Source organism: Halegenticoccus tardaugens (assembly GCF_004116405.1).
Taxonomy (GTDB): domain Archaea; phylum Halobacteriota; class Halobacteria; order Halobacteriales; family Haloferacaceae; genus Halegenticoccus; species Halegenticoccus tardaugens.
This window is the reverse complement of record NZ_SDIC01000010.1, coordinates 161,000-183,727: the sequence shown is the minus strand read 5'-3', so window position 1 is coordinate 183,727 and position 22,728 is coordinate 161,000. Positions and strand designations below refer to the sequence as shown.

The following is a 22,728-nucleotide window of genomic DNA, read 5'->3' as shown; positions in this document are numbered from 1 at the left end:
ATCAGGAGCTGTTACTCACGAAACACAATGCTTCTAATACAGTGCATCACTAAGCCAAGCTAAGAAGACGCAGTAGCGGGAGTGAAGCTGCTACGTCGAGATTCCCAGTTGAACCTCAGTACCGAAGCACACACCATGACTGAGAATAGCCCTGACCGAGAGGACGATATTGACGCTGCAATCAGTCGGGGCATCTCCTTGCTCGGTAAACTGGGAATGACGGAGTATGCTGCCCGGACGTTCTTAGCTCTCTATCGTCTTGGTGGTGGAACCGCTCGAGAAGTGAGTGATGCTTCGTCAGTCCCACGGACGAAAGTGTACGATGTGGTCGAAGAACTCAAAGAACATGGGCTCGTAGAGATTCGCCACTCAAATCCACGAGAGTATTATCCTGCCTCAAAGCAACTCACCCGGCAAAAGTTCGAACGAGAGTACCAGCGCTCCGTTACCGAACTCTTCGACATCCTCTCTGCCCTGCCGCCAGCCGAAGCTACACACCAAGTCGACGGTCTCTGGGTTGTGACTGGAAGAGACGCAATTTACGACCGGATGGGCAACCTGATTCAAAGCGCCGATGAACGGATCGTCTTCATCGCCATTGATGGAGATCTTCCGAGCGCAATCATTGAGCCGCTTGGCACAGAGCTCGACCAGGATGTGGAGGTCGTTCTTGGTGGTCTCGATACGGTAGAGAGTGAGGAACTCGATGGCGCGACCGTCATTCCCTCCGTTGGCGTGTGGGCTGATGCCGACATCAAGTTTCTTCTGATGATTGACCAGGCGTCGGTCTTCATTGTATCTCCTGAAACCGCGAACGGAGAGCTATCTGGGCTCTGGTGTACGGAACGACGGAATGTTCTCGTTGCAGCTTTCCAACCGATGATAGACCTGTGGCTCAACACGGAGGGGTGAGCAAGCACCCATGCCAGTTTTCTGTGTAGTCACGGCTTTGTGGGACGCGTGGCAGTCTCTCAAGTCGATGTGTGCCGTTGTTACTTGCGTTGTCACACCAGACTTAACTCGACGACGGTAGAGCATGCGATAGGCACGATTGAGCACAGGTGATTCCTGATCGATCAGCAACCCTCTGGCACGGGGGAGAGGCACCCTATGACTATTCAAGAGCAAATACATCATCTTTCGAACCATTCCGGGCACAGGACGCGTTGCAGTCGACACTTATGGGTTAGACAGGCAGGCGGAGTGGGAGGGTAAGATGACTGGCCACCAAGAATTCGCCTGTAAAAGGGAGCACGAACCAGATGCACAGGGAGAGACGCTTTCGGAAATCTTAGACGACGAGCGGTCGCGGGCAGTGATCGAAGCCCTCGCAGACGCCGACGGTGAACTCCATTTATCCGAGCTCACTGAGGAAGTTCTTGAGAGAGAAAGAGAGCACCATGGAATCGATCGGCCAGCGAAGAGTGCGGTTCCGTGGTGGGTGTATACAGGTGTAAGTGGGGCAGGCCTCATAAGTCTCATCGGCTCATACGTTGAGGTTGGACCGTTTACGATCCTCTCGGTTACTGACTGGACAGGTATGACGTTTGGGCTACTCTTACCACTTGCTGCGTATACAGCCATAGTGCAGCGAAGAGGGTGAACTACTCCCACCTACGGCGCTCGGGGTTACCCACCCCTCGCTTCTTGAGGTGGGAGCTTCCTTGTTCACCGACGCGACTTGCAGATTCACCGAGAATCCACAGCGGTCGCAGTCTCCGAAGGCGTCGATTCGGCCTGTCCCGTGCCTACGTGTCCGCACTGCGCAGTACGTGGGAGGCCTTGAGGGCTTCAATTCCTCCTACTATCACGCACACGTACCGCTTTCGTGAGATAGTATATCAAGCTATCGTACGTGTAAGACCACCAAAGACGGCGCTGTATCCCCACCCTGCTCGCTCCCTTCGGCGCTCGGTGAGGAAGGGCCTTACCCGCCTGCAATTCAGGTAAACGGGACGTCGAAAGCCCGTGGAAGGAAACGAGATTATCGCTGTCTCTGTCTCTGTTGTATGGGATGAGAGCGCCACAGGGATTTTCCGTCTCTGGTCGGCAACGGCGGTCGGTTCAGGGAAGCTCCAAACCTTCGGCGATCTCTTCGATCGCGACGTCGATTTCTCGGTGCAGGGGAGTGGTATTCGACCTCCTGTTGAGAGCTTCGGAAACAGTGGCGGGTATGTTCGGCGCGAGAACCGCAATCTCCGATGCATTCCTATTCTTGGGTATTCAATAGCTACGAGCGCTCACGTCCGCGCTTGCTGCGGAAATGGTGGAGGGGTTTTTCACCCTTCGTGGGTTATTGACATCCTCCCACGAGTAAACTCGTGGGATTCCCTCGTTCAGGTCGCGCTGACCCGTCGGAGAGTCTATTGCCGGTTTGTGCGAACCACGTCGGGGCGGTGAGCGCGTGGCGACGCCAGTCCGTGCGAATGCGGACACCCCCGCTTGTGGCACACAGGCCGTGCCATCGACCCGACTACCATCGAAGCCACTTCGGTAGTCCCCGAGCGGGTAGGGTTACACATAATTAATCCGACGCGGTCGAAGAGACGCGCGTGAATTCAACGAGGTGATCCTCGCCCTCAGCATTAGCGTGGGCGTCGCTGACGTCAAGGTACGTCGAGAATTGTGGCTGAATGCTGCGCTCAAATGAACAGGCGGTGCATTGGAGCTGAAATCTGTCTGAACCCCGTTGCGTGGGAGCGTCTTGGTGACCCTCGGTCTCTCGGTCGTCATCAGACGGTGAGTCCCTCATACCTCTCCTTCTACGTGGGGATACCCGGTATAAAAATACTTAGTTCCCATCAAATATAGGTGTGATAGTAAATAATGCGAGATGTTAACTCGATGCAGCGGAGAGGGTTGGCAAAGCACTGATGATCACGGCACGAGGGACTTTGTCGGACACGGTTTGTGAGGAGGTCTTTGAGCACGTGCCTGATCTTGAACTCCACCTTGAGCCGAGCCACTGTGTCACCGCTGACTCGCCTCTCCTGTTTTGGGCAGAGACAGACTTTTTGAAGCGGTTTGAAGCCGCCGCAGCAACTGATGCACATATTCGTGAGATCACCGCGGTCTCTTCGTCTGCGCAGCCGCGTCTCTACGCCATCAATTTTCAAGGAGATGAGGCGACACCACTGTTCACGCTGTTATGCAGCGAGCCGATGGTCATGTTTCTCACGGTTACACTGACAGCAGCGGGGTGTGAGTTCTGTGTACGTGCCCCGGACAAAGCGACGATAGCGCGGTTGCACGACACGCTTACAGAGCAGCACATACACGTGGACTATCAGTCACTGTATAAGGAGGCCGCTGACCCAACACGGAACATGGGCCTCACCGACGAGCAGTATGAAGCGTTGATACTTGCCTACCAGCGCGGCTACTTTGCAGTGCTCCGCCAGACTGATCTGGATGAACTTGCGGCCGAACTCGATATCACCGGGCAAGCGGTCTCAGAACGCCTCCGACGTGCACTGCGCGTACTCCTTGAGCGTGTGACGGATACCACGGGCCAAGACCACGACCTCTACCAGCCTGACCGGGGTCCTGGTCGGCGGAAAGAATGATGGGCGCGCCTGCGGAGTCGTTCAGGCCGATGATGGGCGCGCCCGTTTCGAGCGCACGGTCCATCACTTTGCACACCTTCTCGGCAAACACTTCGTCGAGCGAGCCGCCGAAGACGGTGAAGTCGTGGGCGAACACGAACACAGTACGTCCGTTCACTGGATTTCAGGCGATTCATCCCACGACTTGAGTCGTGGGAGGAGGTCAAGATGAATTAATGTCTCGTGAGGTTGCGCGCGTTGCTGTCGCCTTAAATGATGCCACCGTTTCTTGGCCGGGTGATAATCCGAGTTGTTTAGAACTTGAAATAGTGATCATCGCTATTAGTGGCGTCTCAGCCCCGATATCGATGGTCACCTGAGCAATGGATTCACCTTCTTTAATTTCCTGAACAACCCCCAAAACGTGGTTTTGTGCGCTTGTTTCATCCGCTGGTGGCGCATCCTCAGGTGCAGTGAGGGTAACCGTGTCCGCTTGAATCGCTACTTCGACAGCGTTGGTATCAGAAACAATAAGTGAATAAAAGCGTCCTGCAGCTGTTTCGACAATACCTAGTTCGCCCGTCCGTTCAACAACCTCGCCATCGAGAACAGTCACTTCTGCGTCTGTCAGCCCCGAAAAGGCGGTCTCCAGTCGGTTAAATCGACGAAGGAGTTCTCGTGCAGTCGGAGTAAGTGTGCTTCCACCCCCTTCTACGCCACCACGCTGTCGCTCAACTAGCGGTCCAATTGTATCTTCGAGTTCGACGATACGCCGTTGAGCGTGAGAGTACGATCTCTCCAACGCATCTGCTGCAGAATAAATCGATCCATGGGCGCTGATTGCCTGCAAGAGTTCAACATCGCGAGCAGTAATAGCCAGCTCACCAGCAGCTAATTTTGTCTCAAATGAATCTTGAACGCCACGATCATCGGTCATGGGAACTGTATCAATGAATAATGTAAACTACCCCGTCCTACTCGCTCCCTCCCGCCGTGCGGCGGTCGGTCACTCCTTGAGGGCGGGGCGTTCCCGCAACGACATTGTACCCCGCGACCCCATGCATGGACGCGACCCGGCTTCCTATTACCGTCCACGGACGGGCGACGCGTCGGAGTTGTTGCTGCGACCCGCCTACCGGACCCGTTCCGTGGATTGTCCCGCCGATTTAATTCCCGGTATTCTCGTGCTCTATCCCCAATCGGGGAACGGGAATCGAACCCATTCGCGGTCGTCGTTCCCGAGTAGAGGGTGCGTTGGGATCGCACCACAGGAGCCAGTTTACTGGTGGCTCCTACCCACCCGGACGTGTGCCGGGAGAGCAGTAACTCAGGATCGGCAGTACACCGGCTTAACCCGTTGCGAAACGCGCTCCTCCCCTCGCTACCGCTCGCTTCGCTCGCGGTTGAGGAAGGGGCCTCCGCGCTATCCGCTAAAGCTGAATCCGAAGTACTTCTACGAGTCATAGAGACCTCAAGGTGGAAACCCACGACTGAAGTCGTGGGAGGGAACCGACATGGTCTTTCGGAAACGATATAGAGTTTCTCTGACAGGTTTCGCGATCTTTTTCGGTCATGCTATCATGTGGATTGGTAGTGCAAGGGGTCCAAAATGGACGCGTTGTACGGGCCTCCGTAGGTAGGCCCCGAACAGCGGAACGGTGACGGTGTCCCTCCGAGATGGATTCGCCATCCGCGAAACACCCGAGAACACGCTGAAGTACAGCGGTGTGAGCCAGCCCATCGCGGTCCACCGAGGAACGAGACAGTGCCTCTCCATGGGCCAGTGCCTTGCCGGACAAAACCCCCGGCGAGAGTACGACGAACGGAATAGAACAATTCCGTCCGTCCGAACGCTGTGCGTACAACCCGCCTGTGACGGCGGACGGAGTGTGGGCCGAAACCCCTTGCGGGGGAACGCCCATGACTTCACTCATGGGTAACTTACTAGTCCATCCTAGTAGATCAATTCACCGTCAATGAATTTCTGAGTACGCTCATCTTGTGGGTGTATGAATATTTGATCGGTAGGCCCGATTTCGATGATCCGCTGTCCAAGTAACACTGCTACCCGGTCAGCGATCCGCTCTGCTTGATGCATATCATGAGTCGCAATAACGATTCCAATGTGTCGATTCCGTGCCTCCGTAATCGCGTTCTCAAGGACGGCTGTGTTGCGTGGATCGAGGTCCGATGATGGTTCGTCGAGTAATAGGACGTCGGGATCGTATGCAAGTGCACGAGCAAAGGCAACTCGCTGTGCCTCACCACCTGACAGCGATCGTGCATTCTGCTGCCGTTTTCCTTCGAGGCCAACAACATCGAGTGCTTTGAGCGCGGCATCACTTGTCCCGTTTCGTGTGCCAACGAGTTCGGCGGCGTTTCGCTTGAATCGGTCGCCCCACGATTGGCGAACGTGAAGTCCATACTCGGCATTCTGTTGGACGGATGCATTGAATAGACTCGGCTCTTGGAACACCATACCGACGTTCCGACGCATCGAGAGTCGTTGACTTTCCGAAAGATTCCAGACATCGGTTCCGTTGTATCTGATGGCACCCTCATCTGGTCGTTCAAACAGCGCGAGCAGTCGAAGCAGTGTGGATTTCCCGACCCCTGAGGGGCCAATGATCGCGAGGATCTTGCCACGATCGACGTCCAGCGACACATTGTCGAATATTAACTCATCATAGGCATGTCGAAGCCCCTCAACATCGAGAACTGACGTCATTGTCTTCGTCCACCTCCACCGAGACGGCCCACAAGCCAGTTGACAATCAGCACGATTGTGACAAGAATCACTCCGAGGAATATGGCAGTATCGAAGCGGCCCTGGCGCGCTTCAAGCTGGATCGCCGTCGTGATGTTCCGGGTATACGATTCGCCGTTTGCGTAGGCGATATTGCCTCCGACGATCAACACCGATCCAACTTCACTTATTGCCCGCCCGAATCCGGCGAGAATGGCGGTTGCGATCCCGAATCGAGCCTCTTTGATCACGACGAGTGCGACATCTAATCGTGTCCCTCCCATGACGTAAGCGGCATCTCGGACATTTTGCTCCACACTCGTGACAGCCGCGAGGCTTACGCCCATGATGACAGGTGTTGCAAGCACAAATTGAGCCATAATCATCGCTTCAGGCGTGAAAACAAGATCGAGAAACCCGAGAGGCCCTTGATTCGACACCACTAGGAGCACGAGAAGGCCGACGACGACGCTCGGGAAGCCCATTCCGGTGTTGATGAGAGCAGTCACGAGGCTTTTGCCAGGAAACTCCGTGAACCCGATGGTTATCGCCACTGGAAGACTGAAAAGCGTCGAGAGTGTTACAGCGACCAAGCTCACGTATAGTGAAACCCGAACGATGCTCGTAATATAACTGCCAGTGAAAGGGAGCTCAATGAACGCGTGCGTGAATCCCTCGATGGCCATTACGTGTCAGTAGTATCGTTGGTCTTGCCTGCATCTCCGCTAGGCTGCCAGCCTGCAGGTACGTACTGCTGGTAGTTCGGATCCTTGGAGAGTGCCTGGGGGAAAAACAGCTGTTTGCCGTTGAGCTTATAGTTCTTGATGATTTTCTGCCCTTCTTGGCCGGTAACAAAACCGATATAGGCCATAGCAAGGTCATAGTTGCTGTTTTTGTGGACTGCCGGATTGGCCGCGATGATCCCATAAGGATTCTCAAGAATTTTGGGGCCTCCTTTGATCGGTCCCTGAATGAGGATCTCAAGTTCGAGCTGATTCTGTTGGGAGATGAACGTCCCCCGATCCGAAAGGGTGTACGCGCCTTGCTGACTCGCTTGATTAAGCGTCTCTCCCATGCCCTGGCCGGTTTCGAGGTACCACTTGCCACCGGGTTTGATCCCCGATTTCGCCCAGATCTCGAGTTCGGCGCTGTGAGTCCCCGAATCGTCGCCGCGTGAGGCGAACGTTTCCTGGGATTTGGCGATTGTCGCGAACGCCTTTGTGGCGTCCTTCATGCCTTTGATGCCGGCCGGATCGTCTGGGGGACCGACGATTACGAAATCGTTGAACATCAGGTCCCGGCGATTGATCCCGTGACCCTGGTTCAGAAACTCGTCCTCCTGACTCCGTGAGTGGACCATGATCACGTCTGCGTCGCCATTGCGTGCTGTCTGGAGCGCCTGACCCGTCCCCTGTGCAATGGCCTTAACACGCGTTCCGAAGCGGTTCTTGAAACCGGCATTGATCTCGTCGAGCAGTCCTGTGTCATAGGTACTGGTCGTCGTTGTCAGAACCAACTCTTCGCTCTGGATTTCGGCACTTGACCCACTCGATCCACTACCAGTTTTATTACCATTACTCCCTTCGTCCCCAAGGATACCTGAACATCCAGCTAAGCCGGCTGCTGTTCCTCCCCCCACAATCGCGAGAAGTTTGCGTCGTTGTATCGGCATAGATACAGCGTTCACTGCGGGCTTCTTAAACTTTGTTAATAAACCTTCACGTGATTGCAGGGCGAGGAAGCCCACGACTTGAGTCGTGGGTAGCTTACAACCAATCCCCTGTCTTTGTTAGTCACGACACTCTAAGCGTATCATGAGAGGCATGACCAGTTTTGAGGGCAGGACTACTCTGCCAGACGTCGCAGAGTGGGCAGAGAATGGACTTCGCACAGGCATCGCTGCAGTCTTTGTCGAGGGAGTACGCCGACGGAATCCAGGTGCGATTGTAAATGCGATCGTCGCTCTCGGGGCAACATACCTGCCAGCTATTGTGGAAAGGCGTTGCACCGTCGAGTTCCGATCGTGGCAGCGTATCTACGTGGAGACGGCGATGTTGACGCACACCATCGGGATGCTCGGGCCGTACGACGACGTCTGGTGGTGGGATCATCTCACCCACGTGCACTCGGCGACGCTCATTGGTGGACTGATTCACGTGATTTCACGGCGGTTGGACGTAGACCCGCGGCCGCGCGTCCTTGTCGGCGTCGCTACCATGGGTGTCCTCTGGGAAGTCGTGGAGTACATTGCTCACGTCGTCTCGCGCCAAGTTAATCTCGAACCGGTACTCGTCTCCTATGGCAAGATCGACACGCTTCTCGATCTCGTCTTCAATATCGTCGGCGCAGTCCTCGTCCTCGCATTCGGCGATACCCTTCTCGGGAACCTCATTCGGCACAGTAATGAGTGATCGTAACACGAGGGCGTGGCGGACGCGAATCCAAGAAGTCAACATCCGCGTAGATCATTGCCCAGGCATATTGCAGGAAAGATACTCCGTATATTTGGTTGTTACCAGGATGACCTGTGCTGACCGATCACTACCGTCACAAATCGAGTCAAATCTCATGCCAGATTCGCGTCCGTATTCAGCACGCCCGCCGAAACCTATCATCGCCTGAAAGTTCCAACAAGGCCACCTCAACGAGTCGGCGCTTACCGGACGGAGTCGGACGTTGAGAACGCCTCGTCAGTGGGGTTGCTCGGCCGGGCCTCACGACGTCGCTCCGCCAGACTCACGCTAAGTAACCGCCGACAGCGCTGAGGCCGATAGTGTAGGCGCCGATGATTATGGTCGCGGTCTGTCTCGTCCCGGAATTCGAGATAAACACGCGTAGCTGTGCCACTGACGCCTGCCGACACGCTTACTATTGCACGGACTGTAAGGACGTGCATGGGAGCAACGGACAGAATCCCCGTCACCAAAGACACCCACGAAGAGCTTCACCGCCTCAAGGGACCGGGACAGACCTACGACGACCTGCTACAGGAACTCATCTGGGAGCGCAACCGACGTGAACTCGCCGAGAAGGCCCGCGAAGTGAGCGAGAAGGACGCCGACGAGTTGACGCCACTGGATGAGCTCTAACTATCAGGTCCTTCTCGGAGACGACGCACTCGCGTTCTTGGAGGCGGCGGACGAGAAGACGAGCCGAGTGGTGAAGGAAAAACTCGGGTGGCTTTCGGCCGACCCATACCCCGGGCGTGGTCGTGGGGACAAGGAGAAGCTTCCCGTCGACGGCGTCGAACAGTACCGGATGCATATCTCTCGGACGTGGACGGCGTTCTACACGATCCGCGAGAAGCGCCAAGAGGTGCGCGTTCACGAAATCGTGGATATCGGTGCGGCGCACAAACGCTACGGCTACTGAGTCATGACATCCTCCTCGCCGTAAACGACGAGGTTTCCCCATCCGCACGCTCAGGGTCGAACCGGCCATCGCACCTCGCAACACGGTGCGTGGGACCCGGTTCGTCCGACGGGGGCAAATCCACCTGGCGGAAAGCCGGGGTGTCTCGGTTCGTGCGCCGTACGTGAGTCCCGTGAGGGATGTGGCGTATTCAGCGTCCCTTGGGACGCCGTATCTCCTTGCACCGTGCATCCCCATCGTCCCGAGCGAGTGTGGGGATGCCCCCAGACGACCGTTTCTGGGCGTCCGGGCACGGGCCGTGCCATCGACCTGCGTCACCTCTCTGCCACGGCGGTGACGCTCAAGCGCGGCAGGCTCGCGTTTTTGATGCCCACCTTTCGGCGGGTGCGTCGGTGGACGTGTGTCCGGTCGAAGGTGTGTTATCGACCACGCCGACGGGAGGAACGCCAAACCACCTCCAGTTTTCCGCGTTGAATTACCGGGGAGACGACCCCGGCAGCATAACCGCGTGGGACGTGGTGGAAGTGGTCGGATTCACGCCCGGCCTGAAGGCCGGACTCTCTCCTTGAAGAAGGTAGTACTTGCCGAGAACTGAGATAGTGACACCAGTGATTAGTATCGAAGAACGGCACGTCTGACTGTCAAACATCCAAAACCCCGAGGTAGGGGATGTACGCGGTTTAGGCAGGTCTTCCCGACTGGGTGCGGATTAAGCGACACGCTCTCTTAGTTGGTGCTATGGCACCACCGCTCCTCGTGGCAGCGGTCGTCGGAATCGGCCTTGGAGTCTTTCTCCAGAAAGGTCGGTTCTGCTTTGTGAATGCCTTCCGAGATTTCTTTGCGTACAAGGATTCACGGGTGACGAAAGGCGTTATTGCGGCGACCCTGCTGACGATGGTTTTCTGGGGTATCGCCTACCAACTGGGATACTACCACGGCTTCTGGACGCCCGAGTGGGGGCTCACCGGCTTAGTGGGCGGGTTCGTCTTTGGTGTCGGAATGACCTACGCCGGTGGCTGTGCTAGTGGGACGTTGTACCGCGCCGGCGAGGGCTACCTGCAGTTTTGGTTGACCCTCCTCTTCATGGGCGTCGGCTATGCCGCGTTCACGGTCGCGTTTCCGACGCTCCAAAGCACGTACTTCACACCACTGACGTTCGGCGAAGGGGTCAGTTTGTTCAGCATCTCACCAATCCCAGCGAGTCTGCTCGCTCTGGGGGTTGCAATGGCCGCTCTCCTCATCTACGCCACGATGGCCGGTCGGACGGCAAAGAACGCCGATCCTGATGAGCATGCAACTACTGGATCCGTCCAGCTGACGACATTCCTCGCTCCGGTCGTCGGCCTGCGACAGTTCGCGCATGGGACAGCCGCGTACTTCCGCGAACTCGTTCGGACGTGGCGTACCCCGATCGCAGCAAGCAAGCGCCCCTGGGATCCTCGAACCGCTGCTCTTGGCATCACCGCCATGGCGGTCGTCTGGTTCACACAGGTATCTATTGTCGGGATTACCAGTCCCGAGGCTCGCTGGACAGGGTATCTGCTCTCGCAGGCCGGCGTCGACGCGGGCTCGTTTGAGTACTGGGGCTCGGTTCTCTTCCAAGGACAGGGCGTCGGCGTCACCGTCGATATGGTGATGATTGGATTCGTCATCGTGGGCGCCGCGCTCGCCGCCCTTTGGAGCGGCGACTTCTCGCTACGGGTCCCCAAGAGCCGGCGACTTCCCAACGCGGTTGTCGGCGGAACGCTGATGGGTGCTGGTTCGCGGCTCGCCCCCGGCTGCAACATCGGAAACATCTACTCTGGCATCGCCGAACTCTCGGTTCACTCGTTCATCGCTGCCATCGGCATCATCGCCGGCGTCTACGTGATGACTCACTGGATCTACCGCGATGTCGGCTGTGCGATCTGAATCGTTCGATAACTGACCACTAACACCAACCGAACACGATACAATGCCATCCATCGACGATGTCACCGACGCACCGGACGAATTGAGTGACGAAGAAGCTGAAGCACTCCTCGAGGAGGCTGACCTCGTTCAGGATATGATGGGCGAGATGTGCCCCTATCCCCAAGTCGAGGCGAAAAAGGGTCTCCAGCAAATCGATCCGGGCGAGCTCCTCGTCCAAGAGACCGATCACGTTCCGTGCACCGAGAACGTCCCCAAGGCTGTGGGCGACGACGCGAAAGCGCAGGTCTGGCGTAGCGGTGATGCGACCTATCGAATCTATCTCCGGAAACGATAATGGTCGAGGAACTCTCCCCCGAGACGGTCTGTAAACGCATCGAACGCGGCGAGACGTTCGACCTCATCGACATCCGCGACGATGAGGATTACGCCGAGGGGCACCTCCCTAGTGCCGACCATCTCACTATTGAGGAACTCGAGAATATCGTCGTCGACCGAGACTGGGCCGACGAGGTCGTCATCTACTGTTACATCGGCCAGACGTCGGTCCAGGCCGCTCGCCTCGTCGAGAAGTACGGCGATAGCGAGAGCGTGGCTAGTATGGCCGGCGGGTATAACGCCTGGAAATCAGTCGATACAGTCACCTCAAACTGATCTCCTGGGATTCTTCGAGAGCAGCGACTACTAACAGATAGTTTCAGAAAAACCCTTGTGGGGTTGCAGCAGCCGGCCGACTCCGCAGCCATCCGCAGTCGAACGTTTCAAAAGAATCTAGCGGGGTTGAATCCGGATAGAACGTTTCGTCCACTCACTATCTGTTGGTAGCTATCCGCCAGAGAAGTGCATTCCCGATTTTTCTACTGCCGAGACGACCTTCTTCTTCAAGAGCCTTTAAACGGAGATATGCAGTCCGTCGATCACACCCAATTCTCTCTGCAACTTCGGTTGTCGACGCTCCATCTAACTTCTGAACAGCAGCAACAAAGGCAGAATCATCGTACGTGTCGGTATATTTCCCCTCATCGTTTCTGTCCGCTCCCGGCATTAGCCTCAAATCGAAGACGGTTACACATACGTCTAACGGAGAACCAACTCAATTCCCCATTAGTCGTTAGTCTAATGGGAACGTTTAAGCCATTAGACTAACGACTAATGGTTGGGACAGGCCAGTTCTTTAGGACATGGAAATGTCCGAGTGCACCAACACTCGGACTGGCCTTCTCATGCAGCGCCCAAGAAGACCATGTCAACCCAAGACCGCAGCTCCCGTAAGCATAGCGCTTCGACGCACATCCAAACCCAGCTCCCTACGGGGTGCGACACCTGTGCCAAACTCGGTGCACTCCCCTGCTTCGAGTGTTTCTGTGTCATGGAGGGCCACGAATGAGCGCCCTCCACACCGAGTTCGCTCTCCCGTTCAGACGAACCCTCCGCATTGAGATCTACTTCGAAACCTCTCAGTTCCCCTCAGGGAAGCACCGCCTCTACACTGAATCAGCGCTCGAACTCCAGCGCAATTAACCCACTCCTCATACTCAAATGTCGCTTGAGCACGTACTCTGTGGCCTACACATCGACACCGGGACGACCACTACTTGCACCGAGTGTGATCGTGAACTCACCGAATGCGATCCCGTCACCATCCGCCTCCACCAGAACAAACAGGACACGCGGTGGCACCTCGCGGCGTGCTACTGTCTCGGGTGTGCGCCTACCTCCTTCGAGGAGCTCCCGCCCACTCTGGGAACGCAACTTCTGTGTGAAGGACGCATCGGGATCACCCAGGACGACCAAACGCAACAGACCTGGCCTATCCTCGTTAGTCCGACGATCATCGAGACCACCCGCCGAACACACGTCACCTACCACGCTACCCAGGAGGTGCCCGAATGAGCGCTCACTCGTCCACTGGTTACTCAAACTCGCACACCGAGGCCGATCTCCAGACGATCACAGAGCGACTCGAAGAGCTCGAAACAACGGTTGAGCACCTCCAGACCGAAAACGAACAACTACAGGCACAACTCGCCGAGAAGGACGCCCAACTCGACGCCTTCGAAGCACGCCTCGACGACCTCGAAGCACGCCAGCACGTCGAACTTCGCGACGTCGACGACGACGCCGATGCAACACTTGAGAACATCTGGATTGCCGACCAGCCTGTCGGCCGACTCCTCGATTCGAGTTGCAAGCGGTCCAAAGCGCTCTCCACTCGCGTCGATGACCTCGAAGCAGCCGATCTCGAGCAACTCACGGAGGACCTTCGACAGGAGCAGATTACACGGACGAAAGCTGACGCCCAGATCCGTGCTCGACTCTCCCAATGTGAGGATGACCTTGGCATTCAGAAGCCCGATGCACTGTCGACCGAACAGGGTGGTGAGGACGCCCAGCACCTCTCGAAATTAGAGCGGTTTATCCGCCATGGTGCAGAGGCCGTCGTCGACCGTGTCTATCCCGTGCATGAACGCGCGCGTGAGATCGCACTGCACTTCGGCGAATGGGGAACCAAGATCAGCGACGCCAACGGCAAACGTGTTCGGCTATGTTCGAAGAAGGACAAATTGAAAACGCATCTGGAGGCGGCGTTCGGCCAGCGCTTCCAGTGGGTCGAAGTGTACCGAGCAATCGAGAAGCTCGCGGAGTTTGCTCACGGCTCGCCGCTGCAGTGCAAGCGAGGTCGACAAGGCGAAGGCAAGTACGTCCTCGAACTCCGGCTGAGTGATGGTCGCGGTCCGTCGTTCGCACGGGGAGACGGCGAATGACTTCGAGGCTTACAGCTGTTGTAAGTCGGGTGCACCCTCGTGGGTGTAATCGCGGCCGGTTCGTCGGCCGCTTCACGTCACGCTAGGTTCACGATCCCTCGCAGTATGAGGACTGGGCGGGTGGGTTGGTGGGTTGGCTAGTGGTGAGTACGGCTTCTCGATCGGCAGTCGACGGCAGTCCAAGCGACAGCCACGGGAGAATGGTTGCTTACAGCAGCTGTAAGAACGAGTTACAAGGATCAGGCAATGAATCGTCTCACGAAAACGCAGGCTCGGCTTCGTCTTCACCACTAACCGAGAACGGATGGCTTCTATCTCTGTCTCCTCCGTATTTATTCTTCATGAAAGGCAGGGGTGACAAGGCCCCGTGTGGGTTTCGGACTCTCCAGATCCCGGCCATTCGAGAATGAAAGAACCAAGCCCACCCGACAAATAACGTCGAGATATGGGGCGACTGATTAGATCGCCCCTGACAACTTGAGCATGGTTAGAATCGCAACTCCAAGCTTCGCCAGCTTGAGGGCGCAATCTAACCAAACCCAGTCGTCGCCAGTGGGTTGGTTTTCATTTGGTGGAATGGTATCCACCGGTTCATAAGACGTTCTTCCCTGACTTAAAGTCTACCGATGGATTCTTTGTCCTGTGGGCTGTATCTGCGGGTACCCAGTGGGTTGGTACACTGGTGGAATGCCCGCGGGGCTGATTACCCCGCCCATTCGTTCTGAGAACCTTGTGTTGGAAAGTCCGCTCGTTCCACACACCCAGTTGCCGCTGTGTGGCGGTCTCTTGGAGATAATTAAGGACACAGGGCTTCGTCAGCAGACCGTTGGACCGCCAACTAACCCACGCTATCCTCAAAGGGCAGTCTATGGGTTAGGTAAGTGGAGCATCTCAAAAACGTAGCCGGCGTCTGGATCTTCTGTCTCTTAGGATAGAGGCTACTCGTCGGCTCTGTCGTCCTTCCAGGCCTTCTCCAGATAGGAGGCACATATTTTACCCATTCACTCACACCGCTGTGTATCTCGTAAGCTACCCACGACTTCAGTCGTGGGCTTTCCCCCACAGTGGGGTTTCGGCCCACGCTTCGTCCGCCGTCGAAGGCCCGGCTTCCTCTTACCGTCCTTGCCTCGGCGTGGGTGCATTGTTGATGCCTCCCACTCCGACCGAGGCCGGGATTGTCCCGCCGATTTACAAATCGAGGCGCTAAGTCCCCTTCCTCAACGAGCGCCGAAGGCGCGAGTAGGGATGGGATACAGCGCCGCACAGTTGTCAAATGTGTTCGGTAGCAGACCCACAGGCCCACGTACCGGCACATTTATGTCTATCCATGGTCTATACACTCGTAATGGATCGGTTCGAAATCGACGGCCACGAAGTCCTCGATGGCACCGCGAAACCATCCGGGAATAGCGCCCACGTCATCGTCCCGAAACGGTGGCGAGGTGCCGATGTGAAAGTCGTCCGTGTTTCCGAACCCCATTCAGACGAGTAGTCCACGTTCATGCAGTATAACTACAAGTACCGACTTACGCCGGATGAAGCCATCAGCAACGAGCTTTTGCGCCATATCGACGTGTGTCGGCAACTGTACAATCACTGCCTCTACGAACTCAACGAATCCACAGACGGTATCCCGTCCCGCTACGACCTTCAGGGCCAACTCCCCAACCTCAAGAAGTGGTGGTCCGACCTGAAAGGCGTTCACTCGAAAGTCCTTCAGATGGTTGTCAAGCGCGTCTACGACAACCTTTCGACGCTCAAAGCACAGAAAGACAACGGACGTACCGTCGGCATGTTGAAATGGAAACGTCCTCGGGACTACCGTTCGCTCACTTACAACCAGACCGGCTTCAAGCTCAAGAATACGAGCGGTCGGACCCAGTTGTGGTTGAGCAAAATTGGTGACGTGCCGATCCGACTCCACCGAGAGATACCCGACAGTGCGAGGATCAAGCAGGTCACGGTCAAACGCGAACCCACGGGCGAGTGGTTCGCCGTCCTCGGTATCGAAACCGAGAACGACGCATCGCCGAAACCCGAGAACCCCAAGAAGTGCGTCGGTATCGACGTAGGGATTCTCTCGTACACTCACGATTCGGACGGCTTCTCGGTCGGGTCACTCGACCTTTCCGATGAACGCGAGCGGTTGGAACGCGCACAACGGAAGCTCTCACGGAAGGAACACGAATCAGCGAACTACCGCACGCAACAGCGCGCCGTCGCCCGACGCCATGCCGACCTGAAACGGAAGCGCCGCGACTTCCTACACCGACTGTCCGCGTACTACGCTCGGGAGTACGACCTCGTAGCGGTCGAAGACCTCGACGTGAAGGGGCTGATGGAACTCCCATCGAACAGCCGTAACCGAGCGTCGGCGTCATGGGGAACGTTCTTGCGGATGCTCGAATACAAGTGCGACCGCGAAGGCACGCACTTCGTCGCGGTCGATCCGCGAGGGACGACCAAGGAGTGTTCGCAGTGTGGTGTTTCGACCGACAAACCGCTGTGGGTCCGTGAACACTCGTGTCCGTCGTGTGGGTTCGAAGCAGACAGGGACGCGAACGCGGCGCTGAACATTCGTTCTCGCGGTCTCGATCACGTAGGAGTGGTTCACTCCGATTCAATGCCTGTGGAGACTGCGCTCGCTACGGGAACCGAGTCGGTTCCTGCAAAGCGCGTCATGGAAGCAGGAAGCCCTGCCCTCACGGAGCGAACGGCGCAAGCCGTGAGCGAGTAGGGCAGGGTAGTTCACGGGTGGCCGTCAGTCTTCTAACTTCACAGGGTCAGCATTCGGTCCCAGTCCTGTTGCCATCAATCGCCGAGCAATTACTACGAGACCGTTGTCGAACCCCCTGCCGAACACTGCTTTCTCGGATTCGATCGCGCCGGTACTCGTTTCGTGAACCGAGCTCACCAGAATTGTGTTCCGGTCGATCAGCAGAAGGCGACTGATCGTCGTTTCGTCAGTGGAATCTAACGGAGAGCTATCCAGCCACTCTAATTGCGAAACGAACACCTCGACCTCGGGAAGTGCTTCTTGCAACTGTGTGCGTAGCCGTTCAGTGGTGGTTCCAATGATAACGCTGATATCCCGTTCTTGAGCACCTCGCAGGTGGTCGATCAACGGGTCGGTGACGATGTCCTCATGACCGATGACGAATATGATTTCATCGGCGGCGGCATCAATGAGTTGTTGTGTCCGATTTACGATCGGTGTGACCCCCGATAGTGCCCAGACCTCGTGCGTTACTTCCTGTTCACTGCTAGATAGTGCTGGTTCGAGCTCCTTTATTGCGCTGATGAGTGTCTCTGTCCGTGATTCGTACTCTTGACGAAGCGTCTCGGCCGCTTCAGTAATCGAAACAGCTCGAAACCGCTTGGGATTCGAGTGCTGAACTTCGACGAGTCCCTTCGTTTCTAACACTCTGATAGCATCGTAAACGCGCGTTCGGGGGACCTCGGATATCTCGCTGATCTCCTTGGCCGTCCCTTTTGGGAGCTGTGAGAGCGCCACGAAGCACTTCGATTCGTACTCTTTCAACCCGAGTTGCTGGAGCGTTTCGACCGCTCGTTGACGATTAGGTTTGTCGTTCATGGGTCCCAACCATGCTACCGGTGTACCCGGTACCGTCTCGCCTATTATGTACCCGCTCACAAGTCAGTTCCCTTCCTCCCCATCGAGATAGCCGATCGAGATTCTCTCCCATATTACGTAGTTCGTCTCAGAAACCATGAGCCTCACGTGTGGAATTTCTATCTTATTGCTGTATCCACATCGATAGGGCCACAAACTCGGGGAAATCACACTACAGAAGAGAAAACGCGCAGAATATCGGTTAATATCTGTTTATAAAGCAGAGCAAAATTATAAATTGATCTAGGGAAATTACGCATGTTTTGTACGACCAACCGCGACCCAGTTGGATACGTTGCAATGAGGCCGGATCTTCTCATCGGATCTCCGTACGCTTCTATCCGTACTCGTTCACCCAATTAATCACAGCAAGACTTTATGGGGTGCCCATCAATTAGCAGTTGGCACGCGGTTCAGATGGGTCCCAACCACTCTGTCGCCGCGTGCCACGACTACCCTATGCCCATAGGGTAGTTTCTGAGAGAGTCCTCATCATCCTATAATGTTCGTCTCAAGTCTGATAGGGACTATCGACCTTGTAGTCTCGGTACTCTGCGCCGGAATCCACGAGGGAGTTTGCTATCCCACGTCGGAGGCATTCCGACACAGCCTGACCCGAGACGTCCAATTCGCTTGCGAGATCGTTGAGGGTAGCCCGTCGCGGGATTTCGAAATATCCAGATTTCAGAGCAAGAGTCAACACGTGATGTTGTTTGGGAGTCACCCTCCGATCTGAACCCAGATCCTGGTGGGACAGTTCTCGCGAACGAATGCGACGAATAGAGAGCGGGGTGTCTGAGGCGTCGTAGTTCTCATAGAATTGCGACGCTGCGTGCCGGTTTGGAAATCGGAGGCTGAGACTCCACGAATCGTCGATGAGGATTGCCGATATGATTACGCCATTAGCATCCTGGAGACACTCAACCAGCACAGGCAGTTCTGGTCCCCACGTTACTTGGTAAATGGCTTCACCCTCAGTCTCGGTGATAAGATCAACATGGTCCACGTGAGGGTCTTTTTGAAACGCAGTTACACCTGTCGCTATGTTATTACCAGAAATCCAGACGATGGCAAAAAGGTGGCTATCGACTGGGACTGCGCTTTTGACATCAGCTCTGATTCCAGCCAGGACGCTATCTGCTTGACGAGGTAAAAGCACTCCAATTGGAGCAGTCACGTCTACGAACATATCTGTAACAACTCCTCAAAGCACTCGATAGGATGGTGCTGAACGACGGTACTGGTACGTGAAGGCGGTAAGACCCTCCCCTCAGCGATGTCACCAACGAATTTGCTGTTTCTCGTGGTTCCATTTGACTCACACACGCTATGGAGGACCCTTGGCCAGCGCAACTTGGTAGTCGGTCGAAACGTTGCGTCGAGCGAATTTGATTGTCTGTCTGTTGTTATCATTTGAATTCTCATGTTCAAGCGAGGCGAGTGGTGTGCCTAACATGTGATCCAGAGCGGAATGGGTTGGCGCGACACTAAAAGCCGGAGTATAACCTGGATAATCACACCACGGATTTGGTACTCCTCAATCGTGTATTAATGTCGTCTGTGGTCCGGCCACTGTTCCCGATATGCCCCCGATCCCCTCTGCCAACGAGCGAGCGCAATCCATCCGCAACGGGATGTTTGCTATCGTTCCCTCTCGGGGCTACAAATACCGTGTTGCTGGAATCCGGGCGTGGTGATGCGAAACGGCGTGTGATCACCGAGCCAGGTTCGTCCCCAAGACGTTTTGGCGCTGTCCCCCCTCTGAGACGCATGGTCGAACTCGACGACGTAGATCGTGGGGTCCTCCACGAACTCCAGGTAGATGCGCGAAAGAAAACAACCCAGGAGATCGCCGACAAGGTCGGCGTCTCGGCCAGCACTGTCCGCAATCGCATCGAGCACCTCGAAAACGAGGGCGTTATTGAGGGCTATTATCCCAAAATCGACTACGAAAAGGCCACTCTCCCGCTTCAGATTCTCTTCGTCTGCACAGCAGATCCCATTGAACGAACTTCGATGGTTGAGGACGTACTCGGCGTGCAAGGCGTCATCGACGTCCGCGAGATGTTGACCGGCCACCGGAACCTCTACGTCGAGGTTATCGGGACGTCGACTGAGGATATCACTCGCATCACCGACGCGATCCACGCGCTGGGCCTCGAAATCGAAAGCTCAGAAATCATGTGCCAACGCCGCGTCCAGCCATTTAACCACTTTCACTTGAGTGCCGATCACACCTCGGAGACTGAACCAGTAGACGAGTGAACTACCCCCACCTACCGCGCTCGGGGTTGCTCACCCCTCGCGTGGTGAGGTGGGGGCTTCCTCGGTCAGTGGCGCGACGTGCAGATTCACCGGGAATCCACAGCGGTCGCAGTCTCCGGAGGCGTCGATTCGGCCTGTCCCGTGCCTACGTGTCCGCACTGCGCAGTGCGTGCGAGGAGTTGAGTGTTCAACTCCTCTCCTATCACGCACGGTACCGCATTGGTGAGATAGTACACTACGCTATCGCACACGTCAGAAAGCCGAAGACGGCGAGCGTATCCCCTCCCTCCTCGCGGCTCCTTCGTCGCCGCTCGGTGAGGCAGGGGCCTTACCCACCTGCAATTCAGGTAATTATTGGATATCTATCTAATTGTAGGTGTAGCAGATTCTACCAGTCTATTTGGGATTCCCACAACTCACGTTGTGGGATTCCACAGTGAGCTGCGGGACATGCCGATAATCACAATGTGACAGAATAGTCATAGACAACGCTTTCAGTCTGGGCACTCGACTATGAGGTGATGACTACTCGTAATTGTTCAGATATTAAATTCAGTGATAAGATATTGGGTACCACCTTCGGTGTGCTGGCTCATCCACCACCGATTCTTACTGGCTCGACTCGACACGGAGGGGCGACCACTGATCATGGAGAAGGTGGTGGGGGGAGTGAACCATGGGAGGTGACTCGATCCAAGAAAGACCGCGAAATCATCGAACCATACCTCATAGAGTCGTGATCTAAAATGTCCAACAAACTAGTCAACGCGTTCCGCGCGGTATCCCAGCATCGAGTCGTGGTCGCACTCCGAGGTCACAACGCAGAGAGCGAGGCCGCTGTGCAGCGTCCGGATGACGAGCTTGTCTCGATTGAGGAGGCGGTCGTCGAAGAGGAACTAATCCGATCCACGCTTCCGACGTTGGTGGAGAGGGGTGTTGTCGACTGGGATCAAGAGACCGATACGGTTTCTGCGGGACCAACGTTCGAGGAGATTCAGCTGCTCTGGGATAGTCCATCACAGTCCAGAGATGAGCTATCAGACGAATAACCCCAGACAGAAGGGATGTGAACTGTTCCGTTTTACTTCTTTGCTCCGGTTTGTCTGTGAGGTTGAAAGTTTCGCCTGAGATCATACTGAAACCGGCTGTTGGGTTCAAAATGACTTCAAATGGGGAGAGAGCGCGTTACAACTCGGATTGGAGACGATGTAGTGGGACCGATCCCAGTGGGGTGAGTTGAACGAGTAACTACTTTCGTAATTAAATGTGAGACAAGGGCCCAACTAAGACCGGTACATTTAACACCAGGAGTGTATTACCTGCACAATAGCGAGATATGAGTTGGAGAAGTGTGGGGTATTATCGATCCCGTTGGCGGTGAGTGCTAGGCTGGGGGCACGCGCTAGCGACAAGCGATGATCGCGTAGGCAATCAGAGGCACCCAATGCGTATTCACCAAGCAACACTCGATTTTTCAGAATTCATCGGGCACGGGCACTGGCTGAGCCACCGGTTACGCTGTAAACACTGGCGTGGGCAGGAGGCCTAAGATGAGCGGACAGCGTGGCTCAGTACGAGAGACCGAACACGACCCAGACACACATGAAGACGATCTTTCGGAGATCCTAAGCGATGACCGATCACGAGCGGTAATCGAGGCGCTCGCAGCCAACGACGGCGAACTTCACGTCTCCGAACTCGTTGAGGAGGTCCTCGAAAGACAGGAGGATAGCAGCCAGCGAACAGCAGATGGAGTCGTACCTGTGGGAGTCTACACCCTTGTGAGCGGGGGCGGACTCGGAGGTATCGTCGGCTCGTACTTTGAACTCGGCGCTTTTGCGGCTCTTTCGGTTGTGGAGTGGGCAATCGGGGTCTTCGGGCTTCTTTTTGTGATCTCTGTCTATGCAACTATATCACGCAGGAGAAACCGGACCTGGTCGTGACGGGATAGTTAACCTGTAGCCGGAGGGTAGGCAAGCGCGGTCTCGTGGAGGTAGTGTGCTTTCCATTTACGGCGGTCTTTGCGGGCCTCTCGTCCGTTGTCGGTGATTTCGTAATAATTGGCTAAGCGGTCGATCTGGCTCCTCTTGACGTACCCGGTCTGGATGAGTACGTCGAGGTTGGGGTACAGCCGCCCATGGGTGATCTCTTCGTCGAGATTCTGTTCGAGGCCGGTCTTGATCTGGTGCCCGAGGGGTGGTCGTGGCCGACGGTGAGGAGGTCGCGCTGGAAGCCGCTGAGGGTGAAGAGTGTCTGGAGTTTCCTTCCGTTTCCTGTCGGCATAAGGCGTACTCCGCGGCCGCTTCTCCCGAGCCATCCGACATCGCGAATTGCGATTTTCGCAGAATTCCCCCCCCATGAGTGACATTTATGTAGCTCTATATTGTACTAGCTAGTGCGTCGCTACCCGCCCGCAGGAGCGAAAGGCATAGTGAGGTTCTCAGAGGCACCCTTTCTTCGCTCCCCGTGCCTTCGCCCCTGCGTATGGGT

26 protein-coding genes and 1 pseudogene are annotated in these 22,728 nt (G+C 56.0%); 18 read left to right on the top strand and 9 right to left on the bottom strand.

From position 1 onward, the window contains the following. The first annotated feature begins 135 nt into the window (after positions 1 to 135). The 3 genes from C3L37_RS22270 to C3L37_RS22260 all read left to right on the top strand — a co-directional run bounded on the left by C3L37_RS22270 (position 136) and on the right by C3L37_RS22260 (position 3,566). A complete protein-coding gene (locus tag C3L37_RS22270; RefSeq protein ID WP_129116734.1) occupies positions 136 to 912 on the top strand; it encodes a TrmB family transcriptional regulator in 777 nt (258 codons plus the stop codon). A gap of 304 nt (positions 913 to 1,216) precedes the next feature. Next, the gene (locus C3L37_RS22265; RefSeq protein ID WP_129116733.1) at positions 1,217 to 1,603 is read left to right on the top strand and encodes a hypothetical protein; all 387 of its coding nucleotides are present in this window, start codon (positions 1,217 to 1,219) and stop codon (positions 1,601 to 1,603) included. A gap of 1,270 nt (positions 1,604 to 2,873) precedes the next feature. Then, entirely contained in the window at positions 2,874 to 3,566 is a 693-nt protein-coding gene (locus C3L37_RS22260) for a helix-turn-helix domain-containing protein (protein WP_129116732.1), read from the top strand. Here the strand turns inward: C3L37_RS22260 and C3L37_RS22255 are convergent. The 5 genes and pseudogenes from C3L37_RS22255 to C3L37_RS22235 form a co-directional block, all read right to left on the bottom strand. Next, positions 3,565 to 3,723 (bottom strand): annotated as a pseudogene (locus tag C3L37_RS22255) (carboxyl transferase domain-containing protein); the annotation flags it as partial. The gene C3L37_RS22260 and the pseudogene C3L37_RS22255 sit on opposite strands and share 2 nt — an antisense overlap. Positions 3,724 to 3,768: 45 nt before the next feature. Further along, positions 3,769 to 4,482, bottom strand: coding sequence for a TOBE domain-containing protein (locus C3L37_RS22250; RefSeq protein WP_129116731.1), 714 nt, complete (start codon positions 4,480 to 4,482; stop codon positions 3,769 to 3,771). A gap of 1,017 nt (positions 4,483 to 5,499) precedes the next feature. Continuing rightward, positions 5,500 to 6,273, bottom strand: coding sequence for an amino acid ABC transporter ATP-binding protein (locus tag C3L37_RS22245; RefSeq protein ID WP_129116730.1), 774 nt, complete (start codon positions 6,271 to 6,273; stop codon positions 5,500 to 5,502). Next, entirely contained in the window at positions 6,270 to 6,977 is a 708-nt protein-coding gene (locus C3L37_RS22240) for an ABC transporter permease (RefSeq protein ID WP_129116729.1), read from the bottom strand. The genes C3L37_RS22245 and C3L37_RS22240 overlap by 4 nt, the downstream gene beginning before the upstream one ends. Beyond that, a complete protein-coding gene (locus tag C3L37_RS22235) occupies positions 6,977 to 7,963 on the bottom strand; it encodes a substrate-binding domain-containing protein (protein WP_129116728.1) in 987 nt (328 codons plus the stop codon). The genes C3L37_RS22240 and C3L37_RS22235 overlap by 1 nt, the downstream gene beginning before the upstream one ends. A 151-nt stretch (positions 7,964 to 8,114) precedes the next feature. Between C3L37_RS22235 and C3L37_RS22230 the strand changes: the two genes are divergently transcribed. The 6 genes from C3L37_RS22230 (at position 8,115) to C3L37_RS22205 (ending at position 12,228) form a co-directional block, all read left to right on the top strand. Continuing rightward, the gene (locus tag C3L37_RS22230) at positions 8,115 to 8,702 is read left to right on the top strand and encodes a hypothetical protein (RefSeq protein ID WP_129116745.1); all 588 of its coding nucleotides are present in this window, start codon (positions 8,115 to 8,117) and stop codon (positions 8,700 to 8,702) included. 483 nt (positions 8,703 to 9,185) lie between these two features. After that, positions 9,186 to 9,380: a hypothetical protein gene (locus C3L37_RS22225; protein WP_129116727.1), complete on the top strand. Its 195-nt coding sequence runs from the start codon at positions 9,186 to 9,188 to the stop codon at positions 9,378 to 9,380. Continuing rightward, a complete protein-coding gene (locus C3L37_RS22220) occupies positions 9,370 to 9,663 on the top strand; it encodes a type II toxin-antitoxin system RelE family toxin (RefSeq protein WP_129116726.1) in 294 nt (97 codons plus the stop codon). The genes C3L37_RS22225 and C3L37_RS22220 overlap by 11 nt, the downstream gene beginning before the upstream one ends. A gap of 738 nt (positions 9,664 to 10,401) precedes the next feature. Then, positions 10,402 to 11,574 (top strand): YeeE/YedE family protein, encoded by a 1,173-nt coding sequence (locus C3L37_RS22215; RefSeq protein ID WP_129116725.1) that lies wholly within the window; start codon positions 10,402 to 10,404, stop codon positions 11,572 to 11,574. Positions 11,575 to 11,617: 43 nt separating this feature from the next. Further along, positions 11,618 to 11,911 carry a sulfurtransferase TusA family protein gene (locus C3L37_RS22210; protein WP_129116724.1) on the top strand — a complete coding sequence of 98 codons (294 nt, stop codon included), beginning with the start codon at positions 11,618 to 11,620 and terminating at the stop codon, positions 11,909 to 11,911. Further along, positions 11,911 to 12,228, top strand: coding sequence for a rhodanese-like domain-containing protein (locus C3L37_RS22205; protein WP_129116723.1), 318 nt, complete (start codon positions 11,911 to 11,913; stop codon positions 12,226 to 12,228). The genes C3L37_RS22210 and C3L37_RS22205 overlap by 1 nt, the downstream gene beginning before the upstream one ends. 157 nt (positions 12,229 to 12,385) lie before the next feature. Here C3L37_RS22205 and C3L37_RS22200 read toward each other — a convergent pair whose 3' ends face one another. Then, a complete protein-coding gene (locus tag C3L37_RS22200) occupies positions 12,386 to 12,619 on the bottom strand; it encodes a helix-turn-helix domain-containing protein (protein WP_129116722.1) in 234 nt (77 codons plus the stop codon). 338 nt (positions 12,620 to 12,957) lie between these two features. On the opposite strand from C3L37_RS22200, the gene C3L37_RS24615 reads away from it, so the two are divergent. The 5 genes from C3L37_RS24615 to C3L37_RS22185 all read left to right on the top strand — a co-directional run bounded on the left by C3L37_RS24615 (position 12,958) and on the right by C3L37_RS22185 (position 17,076). Beyond that, the gene (locus C3L37_RS24615) at positions 12,958 to 13,095 is read left to right on the top strand and encodes a hypothetical protein (RefSeq protein WP_164974846.1); all 138 of its coding nucleotides are present in this window, start codon (positions 12,958 to 12,960) and stop codon (positions 13,093 to 13,095) included. A gap of 18 nt (positions 13,096 to 13,113) precedes the next feature. Further along, positions 13,114 to 13,467, top strand: a complete 354-nt coding sequence (locus tag C3L37_RS24610) for a hypothetical protein (RefSeq protein WP_146333960.1) — start codon at positions 13,114 to 13,116, stop codon at positions 13,465 to 13,467. Next, the gene (locus C3L37_RS22195) at positions 13,464 to 14,339 is read left to right on the top strand and encodes a hypothetical protein (RefSeq protein ID WP_129116721.1); all 876 of its coding nucleotides are present in this window, start codon (positions 13,464 to 13,466) and stop codon (positions 14,337 to 14,339) included. The genes C3L37_RS24610 and C3L37_RS22195 overlap by 4 nt, the downstream gene beginning before the upstream one ends. A 1,345-nt stretch (positions 14,340 to 15,684) precedes the next feature. After that, positions 15,685 to 15,831: a DUF2080 family transposase-associated protein gene (locus C3L37_RS22190; protein ID WP_129113705.1), complete on the top strand. Its 147-nt coding sequence runs from the start codon at positions 15,685 to 15,687 to the stop codon at positions 15,829 to 15,831. Between the two features lie 9 nt (positions 15,832 to 15,840). Beyond that, on the top strand, positions 15,841 to 17,076 hold the full coding sequence (locus tag C3L37_RS22185; RefSeq protein ID WP_129116720.1) for an RNA-guided endonuclease InsQ/TnpB family protein: 1,236 nt from the start codon (positions 15,841 to 15,843) through the stop codon (positions 17,074 to 17,076). 24 nt (positions 17,077 to 17,100) lie between these two features. On the opposite strand, the gene C3L37_RS22180 is transcribed toward C3L37_RS22185, so the two are convergent. After that, the gene (locus C3L37_RS22180) at positions 17,101 to 17,934 is read right to left on the bottom strand and encodes a TrmB family transcriptional regulator (protein WP_129116744.1); all 834 of its coding nucleotides are present in this window, start codon (positions 17,932 to 17,934) and stop codon (positions 17,101 to 17,103) included. A 550-nt stretch (positions 17,935 to 18,484) separates the two neighbouring features. Beyond that, positions 18,485 to 19,162 carry a helix-turn-helix domain-containing protein gene (locus C3L37_RS25950; protein WP_129116719.1) on the bottom strand — a complete coding sequence of 226 codons (678 nt, stop codon included), beginning with the start codon at positions 19,160 to 19,162 and terminating at the stop codon, positions 18,485 to 18,487. A gap of 581 nt (positions 19,163 to 19,743) precedes the next feature. On the opposite strand from C3L37_RS25950, the gene C3L37_RS22170 reads away from it, so the two are divergent. From C3L37_RS22170 to C3L37_RS22160, 3 genes are all read left to right on the top strand, one after another. Next, complete coding sequence (locus C3L37_RS22170) at positions 19,744 to 20,238, top strand: Lrp/AsnC family transcriptional regulator (RefSeq protein ID WP_129116718.1); 495 nt, start codon at positions 19,744 to 19,746, stop codon at positions 20,236 to 20,238. 746 nt (positions 20,239 to 20,984) lie between these two features. Continuing rightward, positions 20,985 to 21,287: a transcriptional regulator gene (locus C3L37_RS22165; protein ID WP_129116717.1), complete on the top strand. Its 303-nt coding sequence runs from the start codon at positions 20,985 to 20,987 to the stop codon at positions 21,285 to 21,287. Between the two features lie 501 nt (positions 21,288 to 21,788). Further along, positions 21,789 to 22,181: a hypothetical protein gene (locus C3L37_RS22160; protein WP_129116716.1), complete on the top strand. Its 393-nt coding sequence runs from the start codon at positions 21,789 to 21,791 to the stop codon at positions 22,179 to 22,181. A gap of 8 nt (positions 22,182 to 22,189) precedes the next feature. On the opposite strand, the gene C3L37_RS25615 is transcribed toward C3L37_RS22160, so the two are convergent. Then, positions 22,190 to 22,384, bottom strand: coding sequence for a PadR family transcriptional regulator (locus tag C3L37_RS25615; protein ID WP_323740476.1), 195 nt, complete (start codon positions 22,382 to 22,384; stop codon positions 22,190 to 22,192). Between C3L37_RS25615 and C3L37_RS25610 the strand changes: the two genes are divergently transcribed. Further along, the gene (locus C3L37_RS25610; RefSeq protein ID WP_323740477.1) at positions 22,376 to 22,603 is read left to right on the top strand and encodes a hypothetical protein; all 228 of its coding nucleotides are present in this window, start codon (positions 22,376 to 22,378) and stop codon (positions 22,601 to 22,603) included. The two genes, C3L37_RS25615 and C3L37_RS25610, sit on opposite strands and share 9 nt — an antisense overlap. Positions 22,604 to 22,728: the final 125 nt, after the last annotated feature.

Coding starts and splice junctions, on each gene's coding strand:
- C3L37_RS22270 (WP_129116734.1), top strand. CDS start 136: ATGACTGAGAATAGCCCTGACCGAGAGGACGATATTGACGCTGCAATC.
- C3L37_RS22265 (WP_129116733.1), top strand. CDS start 1,217: ATGACTGGCCACCAAGAATTCGCCTGTAAAAGGGAGCACGAACCAGAT.
- C3L37_RS22260 (WP_129116732.1), top strand. CDS start 2,874: ATGATCACGGCACGAGGGACTTTGTCGGACACGGTTTGTGAGGAGGTC.
- C3L37_RS22250 (WP_129116731.1), bottom strand. CDS start 4,482: ATGACCGATGATCGTGGCGTTCAAGATTCATTTGAGACAAAATTAGCT.
- C3L37_RS22245 (WP_129116730.1), bottom strand. CDS start 6,273: ATGACGTCAGTTCTCGATGTTGAGGGGCTTCGACATGCCTATGATGAG.
- C3L37_RS22240 (WP_129116729.1), bottom strand. CDS start 6,977: ATGGCCATCGAGGGATTCACGCACGCGTTCATTGAGCTCCCTTTCACT.
- C3L37_RS22235 (WP_129116728.1), bottom strand. CDS start 7,963: ATGCCGATACAACGACGCAAACTTCTCGCGATTGTGGGGGGAGGAACA.
- C3L37_RS22230 (WP_129116745.1), top strand. CDS start 8,115: ATGACCAGTTTTGAGGGCAGGACTACTCTGCCAGACGTCGCAGAGTGG.
- C3L37_RS22225 (WP_129116727.1), top strand. CDS start 9,186: ATGGGAGCAACGGACAGAATCCCCGTCACCAAAGACACCCACGAAGAG.
- C3L37_RS22220 (WP_129116726.1), top strand. CDS start 9,370: ATGAGCTCTAACTATCAGGTCCTTCTCGGAGACGACGCACTCGCGTTC.
- C3L37_RS22215 (WP_129116725.1), top strand. CDS start 10,402: ATGGCACCACCGCTCCTCGTGGCAGCGGTCGTCGGAATCGGCCTTGGA.
- C3L37_RS22210 (WP_129116724.1), top strand. CDS start 11,618: ATGCCATCCATCGACGATGTCACCGACGCACCGGACGAATTGAGTGAC.
- C3L37_RS22205 (WP_129116723.1), top strand. CDS start 11,911: ATGGTCGAGGAACTCTCCCCCGAGACGGTCTGTAAACGCATCGAACGC.
- C3L37_RS22200 (WP_129116722.1), bottom strand. CDS start 12,619: ATGCCGGGAGCGGACAGAAACGATGAGGGGAAATATACCGACACGTAC.
- C3L37_RS24615 (WP_164974846.1), top strand. CDS start 12,958: ATGAGCGCCCTCCACACCGAGTTCGCTCTCCCGTTCAGACGAACCCTC.
- C3L37_RS24610 (WP_146333960.1), top strand. CDS start 13,114: ATGTCGCTTGAGCACGTACTCTGTGGCCTACACATCGACACCGGGACG.
- C3L37_RS22195 (WP_129116721.1), top strand. CDS start 13,464: ATGAGCGCTCACTCGTCCACTGGTTACTCAAACTCGCACACCGAGGCC.
- C3L37_RS22190 (WP_129113705.1), top strand. CDS start 15,685: ATGGATCGGTTCGAAATCGACGGCCACGAAGTCCTCGATGGCACCGCG.
- C3L37_RS22185 (WP_129116720.1), top strand. CDS start 15,841: ATGCAGTATAACTACAAGTACCGACTTACGCCGGATGAAGCCATCAGC.
- C3L37_RS22180 (WP_129116744.1), bottom strand. CDS start 17,934: ATGAACGACAAACCTAATCGTCAACGAGCGGTCGAAACGCTCCAGCAA.
- C3L37_RS25950 (WP_129116719.1), bottom strand. CDS start 19,162: ATGTTCGTAGACGTGACTGCTCCAATTGGAGTGCTTTTACCTCGTCAA.
- C3L37_RS22170 (WP_129116718.1), top strand. CDS start 19,744: ATGGTCGAACTCGACGACGTAGATCGTGGGGTCCTCCACGAACTCCAG.
- C3L37_RS22165 (WP_129116717.1), top strand. CDS start 20,985: ATGTCCAACAAACTAGTCAACGCGTTCCGCGCGGTATCCCAGCATCGA.
- C3L37_RS22160 (WP_129116716.1), top strand. CDS start 21,789: ATGAGCGGACAGCGTGGCTCAGTACGAGAGACCGAACACGACCCAGAC.
- C3L37_RS25610 (WP_323740477.1), top strand. CDS start 22,376: ATGGGTGATCTCTTCGTCGAGATTCTGTTCGAGGCCGGTCTTGATCTG.